The organism is Polaromonas sp. CT11-55, assembly GCF_047303325.1.
GTDB lineage: Bacteria > Pseudomonadota > Gammaproteobacteria > Burkholderiales > Burkholderiaceae_C > Polaromonas.
In genome coordinates this window covers 75,656-92,562 of record NZ_JBKBEX010000016.1, presented here as the reverse complement: position 1 = coordinate 92,562, position 16,907 = coordinate 75,656, and the positions used below count along the sequence as shown (strand labels likewise).

The 16,907-nt window shown below is 66.7% G+C and carries 18 protein-coding genes and 1 pseudogene; 5 read left to right on the top strand and 14 right to left on the bottom strand.

What is annotated here, in order from left to right; all coding sequences use genetic code 11:
- Positions 1-15: 15 nt before the first annotated feature.
- From ACEN8I_RS15655 to ACEN8I_RS15620, 8 genes and pseudogenes are all read right to left on the bottom strand, one after another.
- The gene (locus tag ACEN8I_RS15655) at positions 16-636 is read right to left on the bottom strand and encodes a LolA-related protein (RefSeq protein ID WP_413329426.1); all 621 of its coding nucleotides are present in this window, start codon (positions 634-636) and stop codon (positions 16-18) included.
- 7 nt (positions 637-643) lie between these two features.
- Positions 644-1,612 (bottom strand): acyl-CoA synthetase, encoded by a 969-nt coding sequence (locus ACEN8I_RS15650; RefSeq protein WP_413329425.1) that lies wholly within the window; start codon positions 1,610-1,612, stop codon positions 644-646.
- A pseudogene (locus ACEN8I_RS15645) lies at positions 1,609-3,283 on the bottom strand (AMP-binding protein). Before ACEN8I_RS15645 ends, ACEN8I_RS15650 begins: the two are co-directional and overlap by 4 nt.
- Complete coding sequence (locus ACEN8I_RS15640) at positions 3,280-3,948, bottom strand: hypothetical protein (RefSeq protein ID WP_413329424.1); 669 nt, start codon at positions 3,946-3,948, stop codon at positions 3,280-3,282. Before ACEN8I_RS15640 ends, ACEN8I_RS15645 begins: the two are co-directional and overlap by 4 nt.
- The gene (locus ACEN8I_RS15635) at positions 3,945-4,241 is read right to left on the bottom strand and encodes a phosphopantetheine-binding protein (protein ID WP_413329423.1); all 297 of its coding nucleotides are present in this window, start codon (positions 4,239-4,241) and stop codon (positions 3,945-3,947) included. The genes ACEN8I_RS15640 and ACEN8I_RS15635 overlap by 4 nt, the downstream gene beginning before the upstream one ends.
- Positions 4,242-4,371: 130 nt before the next feature.
- Positions 4,372-6,657, bottom strand: a complete 2,286-nt coding sequence (locus tag ACEN8I_RS15630; protein ID WP_413329422.1) for an FUSC family protein — start codon at positions 6,655-6,657, stop codon at positions 4,372-4,374.
- A 73-nt stretch (positions 6,658-6,730) separates the two neighbouring features.
- Positions 6,731-7,720, bottom strand: coding sequence for an inositol monophosphatase family protein (locus tag ACEN8I_RS15625; protein WP_413329421.1), 990 nt, complete (start codon positions 7,718-7,720; stop codon positions 6,731-6,733).
- 129 nt (positions 7,721-7,849) lie between these two features.
- Positions 7,850-8,137 (bottom strand): DUF1330 domain-containing protein, encoded by a 288-nt coding sequence (locus tag ACEN8I_RS15620; protein ID WP_413329420.1) that lies wholly within the window; start codon positions 8,135-8,137, stop codon positions 7,850-7,852.
- Positions 8,138-8,242: 105 nt separating this feature from the next.
- Here ACEN8I_RS15620 and ACEN8I_RS15615 point away from each other — a divergent pair, with 105 nt between their 5' ends.
- From ACEN8I_RS15615 to cysE, 3 genes are read left to right on the top strand one after another with little or no spacing between them, the layout of a single operon-like run.
- A complete protein-coding gene (locus ACEN8I_RS15615) occupies positions 8,243-9,103 on the top strand; it encodes a LysR substrate-binding domain-containing protein (RefSeq protein WP_413329419.1) in 861 nt (286 codons plus the stop codon).
- A 14-nt stretch (positions 9,104-9,117) separates the two neighbouring features.
- Positions 9,118-9,918 (top strand): RNA methyltransferase, encoded by an 801-nt coding sequence (locus ACEN8I_RS15610; protein ID WP_413329417.1) that lies wholly within the window; start codon positions 9,118-9,120, stop codon positions 9,916-9,918.
- Positions 9,919-9,927: 9 nt separating this feature from the next.
- On the top strand, positions 9,928-10,701 hold the full coding sequence (gene cysE, locus ACEN8I_RS15605) for a serine O-acetyltransferase (RefSeq protein WP_413329416.1): 774 nt from the start codon (positions 9,928-9,930) through the stop codon (positions 10,699-10,701).
- Between the two features lie 75 nt (positions 10,702-10,776).
- Here cysE and ACEN8I_RS15600 read toward each other — a convergent pair whose 3' ends face one another.
- The 3 genes from ACEN8I_RS15600 to yjgA form a co-directional block, all read right to left on the bottom strand.
- Complete coding sequence (locus ACEN8I_RS15600; protein WP_413329415.1) at positions 10,777-11,115, bottom strand: DUF4870 domain-containing protein; 339 nt, start codon at positions 11,113-11,115, stop codon at positions 10,777-10,779.
- 74 nt (positions 11,116-11,189) lie between these two features.
- Entirely contained in the window at positions 11,190-11,783 is a 594-nt protein-coding gene (mog, locus tag ACEN8I_RS15595; RefSeq protein WP_413329414.1) for a molybdopterin adenylyltransferase, read from the bottom strand.
- On the bottom strand, positions 11,780-12,388 hold the full coding sequence (gene yjgA, locus ACEN8I_RS15590; RefSeq protein WP_413329413.1) for a ribosome biogenesis factor YjgA: 609 nt from the start codon (positions 12,386-12,388) through the stop codon (positions 11,780-11,782). The genes mog and yjgA overlap by 4 nt, the downstream gene beginning before the upstream one ends.
- 25 nt (positions 12,389-12,413) lie before the next feature.
- Between yjgA and pmbA the strand changes: the two genes are divergently transcribed.
- Complete coding sequence (pmbA, locus tag ACEN8I_RS15585) at positions 12,414-13,829, top strand: metalloprotease PmbA (RefSeq protein ID WP_413329412.1); 1,416 nt, start codon at positions 12,414-12,416, stop codon at positions 13,827-13,829.
- An 8-nt stretch (positions 13,830-13,837) separates the two neighbouring features.
- On the top strand, positions 13,838-14,737 hold the full coding sequence (locus ACEN8I_RS15580) for a DMT family transporter (protein WP_413329411.1): 900 nt from the start codon (positions 13,838-13,840) through the stop codon (positions 14,735-14,737).
- A gap of 14 nt (positions 14,738-14,751) precedes the next feature.
- Here the strand turns inward: ACEN8I_RS15580 and ACEN8I_RS15575 are convergent, their stop codons facing one another.
- The 3 genes from ACEN8I_RS15575 to ACEN8I_RS15565 form a co-directional block, all read right to left on the bottom strand.
- On the bottom strand, positions 14,752-15,201 hold the full coding sequence (locus ACEN8I_RS15575; RefSeq protein ID WP_413329410.1) for a GatB/YqeY domain-containing protein: 450 nt from the start codon (positions 15,199-15,201) through the stop codon (positions 14,752-14,754).
- Positions 15,202-15,322: 121 nt separating this feature from the next.
- Positions 15,323-15,535: a 30S ribosomal protein S21 gene (gene rpsU, locus ACEN8I_RS15570; protein WP_007872347.1), complete on the bottom strand. Its 213-nt coding sequence runs from the start codon at positions 15,533-15,535 to the stop codon at positions 15,323-15,325.
- Positions 15,536-15,884: 349 nt separating this feature from the next.
- Positions 15,885-16,829: an alpha/beta fold hydrolase gene (locus tag ACEN8I_RS15565; RefSeq protein WP_413329409.1), complete on the bottom strand. Its 945-nt coding sequence runs from the start codon at positions 16,827-16,829 to the stop codon at positions 15,885-15,887.
- Positions 16,830-16,907: the final 78 nt, after the last annotated feature.

Here is a 16,907-nt window from a genome sequence, read left to right as displayed (position 1 = left end):
GCGTCGCGGCTGCCGTCACGGCGCCGCCTGTTCGATGGCCATGCTGGAGCTGTCGCCGTCGGCCTGGGCGATGTCTATGCCGCGCACCTGGTTGCGCACGCCGCTGATGCGGATGCGCTGGATCACCGCCTGCATCTTGGGGTCCAGCGGCTGCAATTGCAGGGTCCAGCGTTCGGCGCTGCCTTCCAGGCTGAGCCGGTAGCTGCGCTCTAGCGCGCCGCGGTCGCCGGCCAGCGTGCCGCGAATGCTGTCGATGAAGGCGGCCAACTCGGGGTAGGCCTGCAGCTGCAGCTGGTATTTTTGCCGGCCGCGTTCTATCACCAGTTCGCCGCCGTTGACGACCATGGATTCGGGCTTGGGCTTGAGTGTGCGTTTTTCGAGCCGGTCGGGTGCGGTATAGAGCAGTTCCCCGGACGATTCCACCGGCCGGTCGAGCAGTGCGATATGTTTTTTCTCGATGAAAGTGGCGCGGCCCGACTTGGTTTGCGCCAAGGTGTCCATCAACTGCTGCAAGTCCCAGGCGGCCAGCGCGCCGGGACTCCACACGGCCAGGGCCAGGCCCGCCAGGACGGCTGCCAGCCGGGCTGTCCGTGAGAACGCCGCGGCCGGTGCAGTGTGCGAAGGAAGGTGTGTCATGCGCTGCTCAAGGCTGTTGTCCGGGACGGCTGGCCTGCGGCGGCGCGGCGTGCCAGAAATCGAAAAAATTGAACCAGTTGTAGGGTGCGCTGCGGCAATACCGCGCCAGCAGTGCAGCATAGCGCGTCACGGCCTCGTGCACCGCCTGCGTGCGGCCGCGCGGCGGCAGCGCGGAGAAGTCCGCGAGCGCCTCGAAGTGGACGTCGTAGCGGTTGCCGCCGCGGTAGAGCCCCGCCATGAACAGCACCGGGCGTTTGAGCACGGCGGCCATGCGAAAAGGCCCCAGCGGCAATTCGGCGGGGGCACCCAGGAAGTCGACGGGATAGGTGTCGTCAGTGCCCAGCGTGCGGTCGCCCAGCATGCCGACCACGGCGCCCTGGTCCAGCAGGGCGTGCACGCGGATCATGGAATCGATGTGGCCCAGCGCGATCACGTCCATCTGCGCCTGGGGATTGATGGCGCCCATCGCGGCGTTGATCTTGCGCGCGTTCTCCTCGTACATCGCCATGGCGACGCGCAGCCCGGGCTGGCGGCGCCCGATGGCGCGCAGCACTTCAAAACTCCCCAGGTGGGCGCCTATGAGAAAGACACCCTTGCCGCCGGCCACCGCCTCGTCGATCAGCGCCTGGTTGTGCACCCGGATGTCGAACAGGTCGAAGCGGTCGTTGAGCAGGAAGACCCGGTCGTGGACGGCCGAGGCGAAACTCAGGAAATGCCGGAACAGGTGGCGCCAGCCGACGGCGGCGGGCGAGGGCAGCTCGAGCACGCGGCGCAGGTAGTTGCGCGACATGCGGCGTGCCGTGGGCGCGAAGGCCAGGAAGTAGGCCGCGATGCCGTACAGGATGGCGCGGCTGGCGCGGCGGCCCAGGCTCAGGGAAATCAGGGTCATCACGCGCAGCATGAAGACGCTGCTGCGCTCGGGCTGTTGCCGCCATTCGGCTGCCGAGCCGTCTTTCACCCGCTGCGGCGCGCTCATGGCGAGGGCGGCAGCACGAGGGTGCCGGTGGCCGCTTGCCGCGCGCCGCTGCGGATCTCGAAGTGGATGCCGCGGGCACCGGGGCTGCAGGATATCGTGAGGGTTTCGCCGGGCCCCACGGGACTGAGGAACTTGGCGGCGCTGATTTCGCAGGGCCGGGTCGCGGCGCCTGCGGCTTCGAGGGCTTGCAGCACCGCGTGCACGGCTGCATCGAGCAGCAGCACGCCGGGCACGATGGGGTTGCCGGGGAAATGCCCGGCAAACGCTGGGTGGTCCGGCGCCACGACAAACCGGGTTTCAAGCAGCATGGCCGGGCCTTTTGCGAAGATGTTCGCGCGCCAGTGCCAGCAGCGCCTCGCGTGGCAGCTTCCCGGTGCTGTTGCGCGGCAGGGCCTCCAGCAGCACCAGCGGCCTGGGAATGAAGATGGCGTCTATGCGCTCCCTCAGTGCCGCCAGCAGGGCGGGCGCCGCCAGGCCAGGCGCCACCACAAAAGCCATCAGCCGCACCACGCTGTCGCCCTCTTGTTCGTCCGGCATGAAGAAGGCGCCGTCGAGCACGCCCGGTATGGCGGCCAATTGGTGGTTCAGGTAGCCCAGAGAGCTTCGCTTGCCGGCGATGTTGACCAGGTCGGCGGTGCGGCCGTGCAGCAGGAAGCGGCCTTCGGGCAGCACCTCGAGTTCATCGGCCAGGGGCGTGGCTTGCTCGACATGGCCGCCCGCCGCCCAGGCCTGGCCCTCGCTGGTATTGAGGCCGACGTCCGGCAGCAGCGTCCAGGCCTGCCCCTGGCTCAGGTGCCGGGTGGCGATCTGCCCGGTTTCGGTCGATCCATAGATTTCAAGCAGCGGGGCCTGCAGCCGGGTTTCGGCGGCCAGCGCCAGCTGCGGTGGCAGGGCGGCGGTGGCGGACAGCAGCAGGTCTATGGGCGGGATGTCGAGGCCCGAAGCGAGCAAGGCTTTCAGGTGCACCGGCGTGGTCACCAGCATGCGCGGGCGCGCCGCCTCGGCCAGCGCGGCGCAGATGTCGGCCGGGTAAAACGGATGGCCCGCGCCCAGCACGCCGCCGCCCTGCAGGGGCAGCAGCACGGTGGATTCGAAGCCGTACATGTGCTGGGGCGGCACGGTGGCCACAATGCTGTGCCGCTGATCGCCGAGCAGCCCGAGGCGGCCGGCTTCGGCCTGGGCGCCGCGCACCAGGCTGCCCCAGCTTTTGCGGTGCGCCACCGGCACGCCGGTGGAGCCGGAGGTGAACATGATGGCCGCGACACGCGAGGCGGGAATTTGCGGGACCTCCCATGCGCCGCCCCGCCGGCTTTGCAGCTTCGGTGGGGCTCCCGCCATCGCGTCGGCCCAGGCCAGTTGCGGCAGCGCCAGGGACTGGGCCTGGTCCGACAGGCAGAAGACGTCGGGCGCAAAGGCCTGGATTTGCCTGACCATTTCCGGCGTCAGCGTGGGCGGCAGCAGGCTGAGCTTGTCGGCCAGCAGCGCGGCCGCCATGCCGACGGCGAAACGGTAGCGGTCCGCGCAGGCGTTCAGCACATGCCGGCCCGCCGGCAAGGCCGCGGCCAGCCGCCTGGCGTCGGCCAGGAATTGCCCGGCGCTGACGGGCTGGCCGTGGCGCAGGGCCAGCAGGTCTTGCTCGCGGGTGTGGGCCAGCAGCGGCAGGCTGCTCATGGCCGGGACGCGTGGCGCTGTGAAGCCTGCCGGTAGGCCTGGATCGCCTCCAGCGGGCCGGCGCGCTCCCCCGGGGGCAGGACGTAGCAGCGCGCCGCGTATTCCGCGGCAAACATCAGTCCCAGCAGGGGAATGCCCAGCAGGTAGGCAAAGGTGGACCAGACCGCCATGGGCGCGAACCAGAAGAGCAGCAGGGAAAGCCCCGCAATGCCGGCGAAATACAGGGTCCAGGCCCAGGTGGCGGAGCGGGTGTAGGCGCTGATCGCCGGTGTGAGCTCTCCGTGCACGATGCGGGCGAACTGCGAAATCATGGGGGTTTGGCCCGGCGCCAAGGTGCGGCCGAACGTGGCGCACAGCAGTGTGTAGGTGCCTGCGTGCTCCAGAAAAAAAATCCAGCTGTAGTGCGAGAGCAGCCAGTTCCTCGCAGCGTAAAACCCAAGGCAGGCCAGCGCGCACAGGGCCAGCATGGCCGGCCGCCGCGGTGAGCGCCAGGCCAGAAGGAGGGCCAGCGCCAGCAGCGGCAGCACAGCGACCGATGCCTGCAGCAGGCCCGGCGCGTCCGATGTGGCGGCCAGGTGGGAGACAAGGGCGTAGCCTATGCCCAGGGCCAGCGCGCCGCCCCAGCGCCAGGCCTGGCCGAACCGCGCCGCCCCGCTGTTGTTCACTGGGTTCGCCAGGCGGCGATATGGTCGCCCAGGCTGCGCAGCGAGTGGAAGATGGCGTGGTTGTCTTCGTGGTCGGCCTTGAGCTGAAGGCCATAGTGTTTGGAAACCACCAGCGCGATCTCCAGGATGTCGATGGAATCCAGTCCCAAGCCGTCGCCGTACAGGGGCTCGTCGGGCTGGATCTCGTCGGCGCTGACTTCCAGGTTCAAGGCGCTCACCACCAGTTCCGCGACTTCGCGCAGCAGGGCCGCGTCGGCCGACGCTACAGAAGCTTTGACAATGGATTCAGGCATGGTGCTCGCTAGGTATGGGGAAGAGTTCTGAGGACAGGATTTGCCGCGCACGCGCAACCCTGCTTGAACCAGAAATTTTAGCCGAGGCGACAGGGGCGAAGCCCTCTTCGCGGCTTGTCGCGGCCTTTGCCTACAGCACCTGGCGCTGGATGGGCGCTTGCGCCGTGGCCGCGGAGCCCGAGCCCCAGGTCAGCACGCGGGCCTGGGTCAAGCGCAGCTCCCGCGCCATGGCGCAGGCCAGGTCCAGCCGGCGCAGCAGCCAGGGCGTGAGATCCAGTGTCATCAGTGGATCGGGCCGGGGCTGGAAGGGCTGGCCGGCGACGGCCGGGCCGATTTCGGGCGCGGCGGCCCCGGTGCCCGAGAGTTCTGCCTCTATACAGCCGGCGGCCCGCGCCAGCGCGGGCCTGACCACCGCGAGGTTGAGCTGGGCGCGATGCAGCAATAGCAGCGATTTGACGGCCGTGAGCTGGGCCAGCAGCTGGTAGCTGCGCGCCTGCAGGGCCTCGAGCGGCTCCAGCGCCGGGCGCACCTTGTGGGGCTCGGCCAGACTGCGCTGGGCGGCCAGGGTGAGGTCGGACAGGCTGTTGTAGGCCTCGCGCCGGGCCAGCCGCCAGGGCAGGTCGGAAGCCCGGGCCTCGTCGAGCAGCGCGAGCGCCAGCTGCGCGTGCCTGGCCTGGGCGCCGGTGCTGCGCAGCACCAGCGCCGGAAGCTGTTTGCGCTCCCAGGCCGGCAGCACGTAGCTGAACAGCCAGGCGATCAGCGCGCCCAGCAGGGTGTCGGCCAGGCGCTCGGCCATGGCGAAACCGGGTTCCACGCCGGCCAGCAGCAAATGCGCCTGCAGCAGGCCGGCCACGGTGGCCGCGATGGAGGTGAAAAGGTAGCGCCGCAGCGCGAAGGCGTGGGCCAGGCCCATGCTGAGCGCGATCACGCCGAAGATGGTGCGGGCGCCCGGGTGCGGCGCCAGCACGGCCATGACCAGCGCGCAGCCCAGCAACGTGCCGGCCACGCGCGCATTGCGGCGCTGCACGGTTTGCGCCAGGTTGCCGCGCATCACCACCACGATGGTCAGCAGGATCCAGTATTCATGCGCTACCCAGGGCAGGCGCAGCGCCACCGCGTAGCCGGCCGCCACCGCCAGCGTGCAGCGCAGCGCGTAGCGCAGGATGGGGGCGCTCCAGCTCAGTTGGCCCAGCAAGGGCTTCCAGGACCAGTGCACGGTGCTGACGAAGAGCTGCCACTGGGTGCGCACGGCCGACAGCCCTGGCGGGATGTCGCCGCGCGCCAGCGCCGCCATCTTCACGGCCTCGTCGTTGATGTGGCCTATGCGGTCAGCCATGTTGTGCAACAGCGCCAGCGGGTCCGTGGTATCGACCAGCAGCGGGTCGGGCGCCAGCGGGTCGGCGCGTTTGGTGCGCGGCGGCAGCGCGCCGGCGAGTTCCGGCCGCAGGTCGGTGATGGCGGCGACCGCCGTGCCGCGCCGGCCCAGCAGCAGGTCCATGCCCAGGGTTTCGAGCCGCGCGGCGGTGCTGTCCAGCGCCAGCTGCAGGGCGGGCAGCACGGCCACGGTGGCGCTGTGCTCCAGCAAAAAATCCAGGTCCAGGTCGCAGGCGAGCTGATGGTCGCGCGCCTCCAGCAGGCTCAGCAGCATGGCCGCCAGGCGTTGGCGATCGGGCGTGGTGGGCGACTCCAGCACCAGGTCGCGCGTGTTCTGCAGATGGTCGGCCAGCGCGGCCTGTTGCTGCAGCATGCGCGCCAGCAGCGCGTTGTGGTCGGGCCGCGGGCCGAAGCGCTGGGACTGGGTGCGCAAGATCTGCGCGAAGCTGTGCAGGCATTCGGCCAGCAGCTGCGCGCGAAAGCGCCGGTTCAGCAAATGGGTGGTGAACACGGCCCACAGCAGGTAAAGCCCGGCGCCGGCCACAAACCAGGCGCCGTGCAGCGCGATCTGCTGCAGCGAGGCGACCGGCGGTGCGGCCATGGAAAACAGCGTGGAAAACAGCAGCGAAAAACAGATGGGCCCGCCGCGCTTGCCCCAGGCCATCATCATCACGGCCAGGAAAGTGGCGGCCGCGACCACGATGCCCAACAGCAGCTCGTCGTGGCGCACCAACTGCACCAGCATGAAGAGCGGCGCGCCCAGCATCGGCGCGGGCAGCATCTGCATGATCTTGCGCCGGCGCGGCGCCGGCACGTCGGGCAGGCTGGTGATCATCACGCCGACGGCGGCGGTGGAGGCGGCGGCCAGCCCGGCGGCCTCGAAAATCGCCAGCATGATGAGCACCAGGCCCAGCGACACCGTCAGGCCGTTGGCGACGTACTGGCTCAGCAGCACGTGCAGGCTTTTGTGCAGCCAGTCCTGCGCCCGGCGCAGCGATCGGGTCGCCAGCGCGGCTGGGGGAGAGGGGTCGGACCGGTTCATGGTGTGCCAGAGCACACTTTAACGAAACGCATGGACCTTTCCCAAAAGAAAAAGCCCGCGAGGCGGGCTTTGCTTAGAAAGGAGCGTCCGGTGCCTTGGGGGCCGCGCTTTCGCCGGCCTTGATGCGCTTGGCCTTGAGCGTGGGCTTCTCGGCCGGGGCGGCGGGCGCCGCACTTTCTTCGGCGCCTTCTTCAGCTTCCTGCGCCGCAGGCGTGTCCTGCAGGGCCTGGCGCACCACGGCTTTGTCGCCGGCGCCGGCGAATTTGCTGTATTTGCCCAGGGTGGCCACCAGCTGGCCGTAGACGCGCGGGTTGCCGGCCACGCATTCACCGTGGTCCATGAAGTCGGCTTCGCCGGTGAAGTTGCCGATCAGCCCGCCGGCCTCGGTCACCAGCAGCGAGCCTGCCGCCACGTCCCAGGGTTTGAGGTTGGCTTCAAAAAAGCCGTCGCTGAAGCCGGCGGCCACATAGGCCAGGTCCAGCGCCGCGGCGCCGGGGCGGCGCACGCCGGCGGTCTGGCTCATGACTTCGCCCAGCATGTTGAGGTAGGCCTTGAGCTTGTCGCCGGGACGGTAGGGAAAGCCGGTGGAGATCAGGCACTCCTGCAGCCGGGTGCGCTTGGCCACGCGGATGCGGCGGTCGTTCATGTAGGCGCCGCGGCCTTTGGTGGCGCAGAAGATGTCGTTGCGGGTGGGGTCGTAGACCACGGCCTGCTCGACCTTGCCCTTGACGGCCAGCGCGATGCTGACGCAATAGACAGGAAAGCCGTGGATGAAGTTGGTGGTGCCGTCCAGCGGATCGATGATCCAGACGTAGTCGGAGTCCTTGGCGCCATGCTCGCTGCCCGATTCCTCGGCCAGGATGCCGTGGCCGGGGTAGGCGCTCAGCAGGGTTTCGATGATGGCCGCCTCGGCGGCCTGGTCGACCTCGGTGACGAAATCGTTGGTCTGCTTGACCGAGACGCGGACCGCTTCGACGTCAAGCGCCGCGCGGTTGATGATGGCGCCGGCAGCGCGCGCAGCCTTGATGGCCACGTTGAGCATGGGATGGAGATTGCTGGACATAACTTGTAGGGAAGAACGGGATAAACCGGCGCCGGCGATGCGGGCGGCGGGCAATGGCGGTATTTTCCCATAAACGCGATACGGCCCCCTCCTGAGGTCTCCTGAGAGCCATATCGCGCCTGAACAGGCCTAAGCGCCTTGCGCGATCAGGAAATCCGCGTCCGCGTATTGCTGGCGTATGGCCCGCGCCGCCTGGTATTCGGGGCTGGCGTAACAGGCCTGGGCGGTCGCCATGTCGGCGAACTCCACAACGACATTGCGCTCGCGCGAGCTGCCCTCCATGCTCTCGTAAGCGCCACCGCGCACGAGGAAGTTGGCCCCGAACTTCTCGAAGGCGGGCCGCGCCGCCGTGAGATAGCGGGGATATTCGTCGATGTTGCGCACCGAGACGCGCACGATCCAGTAAGCCTTTGGCATGTTGTTCCTTGGGTGTTGTGAAGTGGTCAAGGGCTGGACGATACGCGTGACAATGCATTCTGAAAAATGAATAATAAAGATAATTTATATCTTTAATGGAGATGTATGGAGCTCAGTGACCTGGCGATTTTTCGGGCGGTGGTGGAGGCCGGCGGCGTGACACGCGCGGCCGAGCGGCTGCACCGGGTGCAGTCCAACATCACGACGCGCATACGCCAGCTGGAGGAGAAACTCGGAACGCCGCTGTTTATCCGCGAGGGCAAGCGCCTGCATTTGTCGCCGGCCGGGCAGGTGTTGCTGGACTATGCCCATCGCCTGCTGGACCTGGCCGACGAGGCGCGCGATGCGGTGCGCGACGGCAGCCCGCGCGGTGCGCTGGCGCTCGGCGCCATGGAAAGCACCTCGGCCGTGCGCCTGCCCGGTCCACTCAGTGATTTTGTGCGTCTTTACCCGGAAGTGAAGCTGGCGCTCAAGACCGGTAATCCACAGCAACTGGCGGCGGCAGTGCTGGCCGGCGCCATGGACGCCGCTCTGGTGACCGGCCCCATCGTCGAGGGGCCTTTCGAGCGCGAACCGGTGTTCAGCGAGGAACTGGTGATCGTGGCAAGCGCAGGGCACGCCGCCATCACCTCCGCAGGCGCCGAGCCCCCGCGCAGCATCGTCGCCTTTGAACAGGGCTGCCCGCACCGGGCCCGGCTCGAGCAGTGGTACGCCGGCAAAAACAGCATGCCGGTGCAGACCATAGAAATCACGTCTTATCACGCGATGCTGGGCTGCGTGGTGGTGGGCATGGGTATTTCGCTGGTGCCGCTCAGCGTGCTGGCGACGTTTCCCGAGCGCGCGCGCCTGAGCGTGCATGCGCTGCCGCCCGGAAGCGACCGGGCGCAAACCGAGCTGATCTGGCGCAAAGGCGCGATGTCGCCCAAGATCAGGGCCCTGATCAAGGTCCTGAAGCCATCCGCATAGGACAATCCTGTCCCATGCATACGCGATTCATCCTGATCAACACCAGCCATGCCGGCAATGTCGGCGCCACCGCCCGCGCCATGAAAACCATGGGTTTTGACGACCTGGTGCTGGTCGCGCCGCGCTGGGCCAATGTGCTGAACCGCGAGGAAACCATACAGCGCGCCAGCGGCGCGCTCGATGTGCTCAAAAATGCCCGCATCGTCGCCACGCTGGACGAGGCCCTGGACGGCATGGCCCACCTCTGCGCCACCGCCATGACGCCGCGCGACTTCGGCCCGCCCACGCGTGCGCCGCGTGAGCATTTCGCGGCCCTGCTGGGTGATAGCCAGCCCCTGGGTGCGGCCCCCGCGAAGCCTGAATCGGTGGCTTTTTTGTTCGGCTCCGAGCGCTTCGGCATGCAGAACGAGGATGTCTACCGCTGCCATGTGGCGCTCAGCATTCCGACCGACCCGAAATTCGGCTCGCTGAACCTGGGTGCGGCCGTGCAACTGATCGCCTACGACTGGCGCCAGGCACTGGGCGGCTTCAGCGTGCAGCCGGCGACGGCCGAACCGGTGCAGGCCGACGCGGCGGCGGTGGCCGGCATGCTCAAACATTGGGAAGAGGCGCTGACCGGCATAGGCTTTCTGGACCCGGCCTCGCCCAAAAAGCTGATGCCCCGGCTCAACCAGCTGTTCAACCGCGCTCAGCTGAGCCCCGAGGAAATCCACATCCTGCGCGGCGTGGCCAAGGCCATGCTGCAAAACGCTGCCATAGTCGCCCAAATGCCACCTAAAGACAGCACGCCAGCACGGTCTGTGGACGGCCACTAAACTCCCACCATGTTTTCCCGACTCCGCTCCGACATCCAGTGCATCCTCGACCGCGATCCCGCCGCCCGCACGGCCTGGGAGGCTCTGACCTGCTATCCGGGGCTGCATGCCCTGGTGCTGCACCGCCGCGCGCACTGGTGCTGGAACCACGGCTTCAAATGGATGGGCCGCTTTATCTCTCATGTTTCGCGCTGGATGACGGGCATTGAAATCCACCCCGGCGCCAAAATCGGCGAGCGGGTGTTTTTTGACCACGCCATGGGGGTTGTCGTCGGCGAGACCGCCGAGATCGGCGACGGCTGCACGATTTACCAGGGCGTCACGCTGGGTGGCACCTCGCTCTACAAGGGCACCAAGCGGCACCCGACTTTGGGCAAGGACGTGGTGGTCAGTGCCGGTGCCAAGGTGCTGGGCGGTTTCCTGGTCGGCGACGGCGCCAAGATAGGCAGCAACGCGGTGGTGATCAAGCCCGTGCCGGCGGGGGCCACGGCCGTGGGCATTCCGGCGCGCATCATTCCGTCCAAGACCGGTGAAAGCGCCGACGTCACGACCACGCCGTTTTCGGCCTACGGCATCACGCTGGAAGACGACCCGCTGTCCCAGGCCATGCACGGCCTGATCGACAACGCGGCCGGCCAGGAGCACCAGATCGCCTTGCTGTGGCAGGCGATTGAAAAGCTCTCCGGCCCGCAAACTGCCATGAGCAAGGACTGCGTGCCCAAGGACGCGGCGCTCACCGAGACCTTCGAGGCCGACAAGCTCAACCAGCTTGTCGGCAAGTAAACAGGAAGCAGGGCGGCCAAAAAAAAGGAAGGATGGCCCTTCCTTTTTTACTTTTCGCCTGGGGCGATCAGCGCATCAGTTGATCAGGCGCAGCGCGAAGGGCACGCGAAAGGTCTTGCCGTTGGAGGCGCCTATCGCGCCCATGACGCAGAACACCAGGTGGCAAATGCCCAGCGCCACAAACACCAGGAAGCCGATCAGCACAAAGGTGAGGATCATCCCCGCCACATAGCCTATGGCCGCCGTGATGGACCAGTTCAGCGCCTCCTTGGACTGGTCCAGGATATAGGCGTCGTCCTTTTTCACCAGGTAAACGATCAGGCCCGGGATAAAGCCCAGGAACAGGGTTCCTATCCAGATCAGCACGGCGGTGTTTTTCGAGTCCTTGCCCGGCGTTTCAATCAGCTCGTCCATCTCAGCTCCTCGAGTTGTAAAGCCCGAATACTACGTGAGAAAACCGGCCGGTCCAAACCGGCGGGTGGCAAGGCTCAGCGCGGCGGGCGCTGGGCGCTTTTGGGCCGGAAGGCCTGGCACACGGCTTCGTCGGTTTCCAGGTAAGGGCCGCCTATCAGGTCTATGCAATAAGGTACGGCGGCAAAAATACCCGCCACCGCCTGCGAACCGTCGGGGTTTTTCAGCCCTTCCAGTGTTTCGGCGATCGATTTGGGCTGCCCGGGAAGGTTCAGGATCAGGCTTTTGCCCCGTATCACCGCGCACTGGCGCGACAGGATGGCCGTGGGCACAAATTTCAGGCTGATCTGCCGCATCTGTTCGCCGAAACCGGGCATTTCCTTGTGGGCCACGGCCAGCGTGGCTTCGGGCGTCACATCGCGCGGCGCGGGGCCTGTGCCGCCCGTGGTCAGCACCAGCGAGCAGCCGGCGTCGACCAGCGCGATCAGCGCGGCGCTGATGCCGGCCTGCTCGTCGGGAATCAGGCGTTCTTCAAAGGTGATGGGGTTGCGCAGCGCGCGCGTGAGCCACTCTTTAAGCGCCGGCAGGCCCTTGTCGACGTAGACGCCGGCCGAGGCCCGATCGCTGACCGAGACGATGCCGATTTTGACGGCGTCAAAGGCCTCGCTCATGCCTGGGGTTCCTCGGGCTCTCCAGGCCCCTGGGCCATGGCATGGCGCACCAGCTGGAATATCTCGCGGTAGGACTTGCCGTGGCGCGGCGCTTCGCCGGGCTTTTCGGGCTTGGCGTCCTTGCGGGCCTGGCGCACCAGCGCGCGCAGCTGCTGGGAATCGGTGCCGGGGTATTCGCGCAACCAGTCGCCCAGCGCGGCGTCGTCGGCGATCAGCTTGTCGCGCCATTGCTCGGCCAGGTGCAGGGCCAGCGTCAGGTCGGCCGAGCCGTTGAGCTGTTCGTTGATGGCTTCGCGAATGGGCTCAGGGTCCAGCGGGCGCATCAGCTTGCCGATGAATTGCATCTGGCGGCGCTTGCCCTCGAAATTGGTGATTTTTTTGGCGTCGGCGATCGCGTCGCGCAGTTTGTCGGGCAGGTCCAGGCGCGCCATCAGGTCGGCGCGCAGGGTCAGCAGCGCTTCACCGAGCGCCTGTTTTTCGTCGGCCTCGGCCTTGAGCTGGGTTTTGCTGGGCGGGCCGACTTCCTCGAGCGCGATTTCCTCGGGTTTGACGAAGCGGCCGTTGGACCAGTAGCCCTTGATGGCCTTGGGAGTCTTGTTGTTCATGGCAGTCAGTATCATAGCTACCCATATGACCCAAAAAGCTTCCTCTCGCGCCAGCGGCGCAAAACGCGGCGCATCCCGGCCCTCCCACCAGCCTGAAAGCGGCTTCAGTTACCACCGCGATTTCTTCGAGGACCTTGTCGACACCGCCCTGGGGCACGCCAAAAAACTGGGCGCCACCGATGCCGCGGCCGAGGCGTCCGAAGGCTGCGGCCTGTCAGTCAGTGTGCGCAAGGGCGAACTGGAAAACGTCGAGCGCAACCGCGACAAGTCCCTGGGCATCACCGTCTACATCGGCAAAAAGCGCGGCAATGCCGCGACCAGCGATTTCTCCAAGGCGGCCATAGAGCAGACCGTGAAAGCGGCCTACGACATCGCGCGCTTCACCGCCGAAGACGAAACATCGGGCCTGCCCGACGAGCGCGACATCGCGCGCGTGCACCCGGAGCTCGATTTGTTCCACCCCTGGGCCATAGATTCCGAACAGGCCGCGCAACTGGCCCTTCAATGCGAGGCCGCGGCCCTGGGCACCAGCCGACTGATCACCAACAGCGAAGGCGCGGGCGTGTCGGCCCAGCAAAGCCATTTTTTCAGCGCCCACACCAAGGGCTTTCGCGGCGGTTATGCCAGTTCGCGCCACAGCATCTCGGTGGCGCCCATCGCCGGCAAGGGCGACCAGATGCAGCGCGATGCCTGGTACAGCTCCATGCGCGATGCGGCTGAACTGGCTCGCCCCGAGGCCGTGGGCCGTTATGCCGCCGAGCGTGCGCTGGCGCGCCTGAAAAGCCGCAAGATCCCGACCACGCAGTGCCCGGTGCTGTTCGAGTCGCCACTTGCCGCAGGTTTACTGGGCGGTTTTGTGCAGGCCGTGAGCGGCGGTGCGCTGTACCGCAAAAGCACCTTCCTGGCTGACAGCCTGGGCAAGCCGGCTTTTCCCAAACACATCGACGTCGCCGAAGACCCGCACCTGCGCAAAGGCAAGGGTAGCGCGCCTTTTGACGAAGAGGGCGTGAAAACCCAGGCGCGCAAGGTGGTGGCCGGCGGCCGCGTCGAGGGTTATTTCCTGAGCACCTATTCGGCCCGCAAGCTGGGCATGCGCACCACCGGCAACGCCGGCGGCTCGCACAACCTGATCCTGACCAGCCGGCACACGCGCCCGGGCGACGACCTGGACGCGATGCTGCGCAAGCTGGGGCGCGGCCTTTTTGTGACCGAGCTGATGGGCCAGGGCGTGAACTACGTGACCGGCGATTACTCGCGCGGCGCCTCGGGCTTCTGGGTCGAAAACGGCCGTATCGTCTTCCCGGTCGAGGAAATCACCATCGCCGGCAATCTCAAGGACATGCTCATGGGCATTGAGGCTGTGGGTGCGGACGCCTACAACTACGGCGCCAAAACCGTGGGCTCCATCCTGGTCAACCGCATGAAGGTGGCGGGCAGCTAGCCTTCCCGATGATCCTGCCCGCCGAGACCCTGGCGCTGGCCGCAGCGGCCACCTGGGCCTGCTCCAGCCTGTTGTCGGCTTCCGCCGTTGCCCGCATGGGGGCTTTTTCCTTCAGCCGCTGGCGCCTGGCGTTTGCCTGCGCGATGCTCTGGGCCCTGGCCTTCGCCACCGGAAGCTGGCGCAGCCTGCGGCTGGACGGCGCGGGCGTGCTGGCCCTGTCGGGCGTGATCGGCATATTTGTCGGTGACACGGCGCTGTTCGCTTGCATGGGGCGACTGGGGCCGCGGCGCTCCGGCATTTTGTTTGCCACGCATGCGCTGTTTTCCGCGGTGTTGGCCTGGCTTTTCCTCGGTGAGACTTTGTCGGGATGGGGTTTGCTGGGCAGCGCCTTGCTGGTTGCCGGTGTGATGACGGCGATTGCCTTCGGCCGGCGCGAAACCGAGCTGCACCACTGGGAGTCCACCAAAGGGCGGTTGGCCGTGGGCATCGCCCTGGGTTTGGTGGCGGCGCTGGGCCAGTCGGTGGCCACGCTGATGCTCAAGCCGCTGATGCAAAGCGGCATGGACCCGGTGGCGGCCTCGGCGGTGCGCATGAGCAGCGGCCTGGCGGCGCACGCTGTGCTGCTGTTCAGCGGCTGGCGTGTGGTGCAGGCCACGCAGTCGCCGCGCTGGGTGGACCTGGGCTACACCTGTGCCAGCGCCGCGCTGGGCATGACCCTGGGCATGACGCTGATCCTCAAGGCCCTGCAAAACGGCAGCGCCGGCATGGTGGGCATGCTGTCGTCCGTGACGCCGGTGCTGCTGTTGCCGCTGCTGTGGTGGGTGTACCGCCGCCGGCCCGCCCTGGGCGGCTGGTGCGGCGCCTTGCTGACGGCCGCGGGCTGCGCGCTGATTTTGCTGCGCCACTGAGGCGCAAACAGGACTTAACCGGCCAGTGCGGCCTTGACGGCGGCCGAGACCTGGCCCATGTCGGCCTTGCCGGCCAGTTTGGCTTTCACCGCGCCCATGACCTTGCCCATGTCGCCGGGGCCGCTGGCGCCCAGTTCGGCCACGATGGCCTTGACGGCGGCCGCCACTTCGTCGGCGCTCAGGCGCGCTGGCAGGTAAGCCTGCAGCACGGTCAGCTCGGCGGCTTCCTTGTCGGCCAGGTCCTTGCGCTCGGCCTTCTGGAAGGCTTCGAGTGAATCCTTGCGCTGCTTGATCAGCTTGTCGACGATGGCGACCACGGCCGCGTCGTCCAGCACCACGCGCTCATCGACCTCTTTTTGCTTGAGGGCCGCCAGCAGCAGGCGTATGGTGCCCAGGCGCTCGCTGTCCTTGGCGCGCATGGCGGTCTTCATGTCTTCGGTGATTTTTTCTTTGAGGGCTGACATTCGGGGCTCCTGAGGGGCGGGAATAAGGGGGAGAGGATCGATTGGCGCGGGCCAAAAAGCACAAAAGCCCGCAGAGCGTCCTCGTGCGGGCTTTTTGTTGCCGTGAGGCGGTACTAAAGGATTAGTACAGCTTCTTGGGCAACTGCATCGAGCGGATGCGCTTGTAGTTGCGTTTGACGGCGGCTGCCTTCTTGCGCTTGCGCTCTGCCGTTGGCTTTTCGTAAAACTCGCGGGCGCGCAGGTCGGTCAGCAGGCCGAGTTTTTCAATGGTGCGCTTGAAACGGCGCAGAGCCACGTCGAAGGGCTCATTGTCTTTTACACGGATGGTGGTCATTGTTCAGTTGATCCAAAAGGTGCGCCTTAATTGATCTGATCAGGATCAGGCCAGGCGCGGGTTTGCTAGCAAAGCCTGAGATTATAGCACCCCCACGGTCGTTCACTGCGTGTAACTCCCTGCCCCCCGAGGGGGCCGCCCGCCTGCGGCCCGGCGAAGCCGGTTCCGCGGCTCATGCTGGCCTGAAAAGAGGGGCACAACAACCAGCGGGGGCCGCGGGACTGGCTTTGCCAGACCGCAGGCGCCGCCCCCTTGAGGGGGGAACAAGCTACACGCAGTGAGCTTGGACAGGGGTGTACCAATTCTTGGGGGAACAGGCTACACGCAGTGAGCCTGGACGGGGGTGGGCCTATTCACTGATGAAATTCAGCAAATCCTGGTTGAGCCGGTCTTTGTGGGTATCGGTCAGGCCGTGCGGCGCGCCGGGATAGACGATCAGTTTGGCGTTTTTCACGAGTTTCGCGGCGGCGCGGCCGGAGGCGTCTATGGGCACGATCTGGTCGTCGTCGCCGTGGATCACCAGGGTCGGCACGTTAAAGCGCTTGAGGTCCTCGGTGAAATCGGTGGCCGAGAAAGCCGCGATCGAGTCATAGGTGTTCTTGTGGCCCGCCTGCATGCCCTGCACCCAGAACGACTGGATCAAACCTTGCGAGACCTTGGCGCCGGGGCGGTTGAAGCCGAAAAACGGGCCCGAGGCGATATCCAGGTAAAGCTGCGAACGATTGGACAGTTCGCCCTGGCGAATGCCGTCGAACACCTCGATCGGCAGGCCGCCCGGGTTGGCCGCCGTCTTCAGCATCAGGGGCGGCACGGCGCTGACTAGCACCGCTTTTTTGACCTTCGCGGTGCCGTAACGGCCGATGTAACGCGCCACCTCGCCGCCACCGGTCGAAAAACCCACCAGCGTCACGTCTTTCACGCCCAGCGTGTCGATCACCGCCGCGAGGTCGGCGGCGTAGTGGTCCATGTCGTTGCCGTCCCAGGGCTGGCTGGAACGCCCGTGGCCGCGCCGGTCATGGGCGATGACGCGGTAACCTTTTGAGGCCAGGAAAATCATTTGCGATTCCCAGCTGTCCGAGTTGAGCGGCCAGCCGTGGCTGAAGCTCACCACGGGGCCATTCTTCGGGCCCCAGTCCTTGTAATAAATCTGCACGCCGTCGGAGGTGGTGATGTAACTGGCGCTGCGCGCCGCGGAGGCGGGCTGCTGCGGTTCGCCAGCGGCCATGGCCGGGCTGGCGGTGAGGGCGGCGGTGGCCAATGCTGCTGCGGCGGCGATGCGGGTAAGAGCGTTCATGTCTGTCCTTTGCGGTGGTTGAAGTCAAGTCGGAATCGACAGTACGAACTTTACGCTTTGAAAAATACGATAAGTATT

Excerpts from the sequence above, each read along its gene's own strand:
- ACEN8I_RS15655 (WP_413329426.1), bottom strand. The coding sequence starts at position 636 with ATGACACACCTTCCTTCGCACACTGCACCGGCCGCGGCGTTCTCACGG.
- ACEN8I_RS15650 (WP_413329425.1), bottom strand. The coding sequence starts at position 1,612 with ATGAGCGCGCCGCAGCGGGTGAAAGACGGCTCGGCAGCCGAATGGCGG.
- ACEN8I_RS15635 (WP_413329423.1), bottom strand. The coding sequence starts at position 4,241 with ATGCCTGAATCCATTGTCAAAGCTTCTGTAGCGTCGGCCGACGCGGCC.
- ACEN8I_RS15630 (WP_413329422.1), bottom strand. The coding sequence starts at position 6,657 with ATGAACCGGTCCGACCCCTCTCCCCCAGCCGCGCTGGCGACCCGATCG.
- ACEN8I_RS15625 (WP_413329421.1), bottom strand. The coding sequence starts at position 7,720 with ATGTCCAGCAATCTCCATCCCATGCTCAACGTGGCCATCAAGGCTGCG.
- ACEN8I_RS15620 (WP_413329420.1), bottom strand. The coding sequence starts at position 8,137 with ATGCCAAAGGCTTACTGGATCGTGCGCGTCTCGGTGCGCAACATCGAC.
- ACEN8I_RS15615 (WP_413329419.1), top strand. The coding sequence starts at position 8,243 with ATGGAGCTCAGTGACCTGGCGATTTTTCGGGCGGTGGTGGAGGCCGGC.
- ACEN8I_RS15610 (WP_413329417.1), top strand. The coding sequence starts at position 9,118 with ATGCATACGCGATTCATCCTGATCAACACCAGCCATGCCGGCAATGTC.
- cysE (WP_413329416.1), top strand. The coding sequence starts at position 9,928 with ATGTTTTCCCGACTCCGCTCCGACATCCAGTGCATCCTCGACCGCGAT.
- ACEN8I_RS15600 (WP_413329415.1), bottom strand. The coding sequence starts at position 11,115 with ATGGACGAGCTGATTGAAACGCCGGGCAAGGACTCGAAAAACACCGCC.
- mog (WP_413329414.1), bottom strand. The coding sequence starts at position 11,783 with ATGAGCGAGGCCTTTGACGCCGTCAAAATCGGCATCGTCTCGGTCAGC.
- yjgA (WP_413329413.1), bottom strand. The coding sequence starts at position 12,388 with ATGAACAACAAGACTCCCAAGGCCATCAAGGGCTACTGGTCCAACGGC.
- pmbA (WP_413329412.1), top strand. The coding sequence starts at position 12,414 with ATGACCCAAAAAGCTTCCTCTCGCGCCAGCGGCGCAAAACGCGGCGCA.
- ACEN8I_RS15580 (WP_413329411.1), top strand. The coding sequence starts at position 13,838 with ATGATCCTGCCCGCCGAGACCCTGGCGCTGGCCGCAGCGGCCACCTGG.
- ACEN8I_RS15575 (WP_413329410.1), bottom strand. The coding sequence starts at position 15,201 with ATGTCAGCCCTCAAAGAAAAAATCACCGAAGACATGAAGACCGCCATG.
- rpsU (WP_007872347.1), bottom strand. The coding sequence starts at position 15,535 with ATGACCACCATCCGTGTAAAAGACAATGAGCCCTTCGACGTGGCTCTG.
- ACEN8I_RS15565 (WP_413329409.1), bottom strand. The coding sequence starts at position 16,829 with ATGAACGCTCTTACCCGCATCGCCGCCGCAGCAGCATTGGCCACCGCC.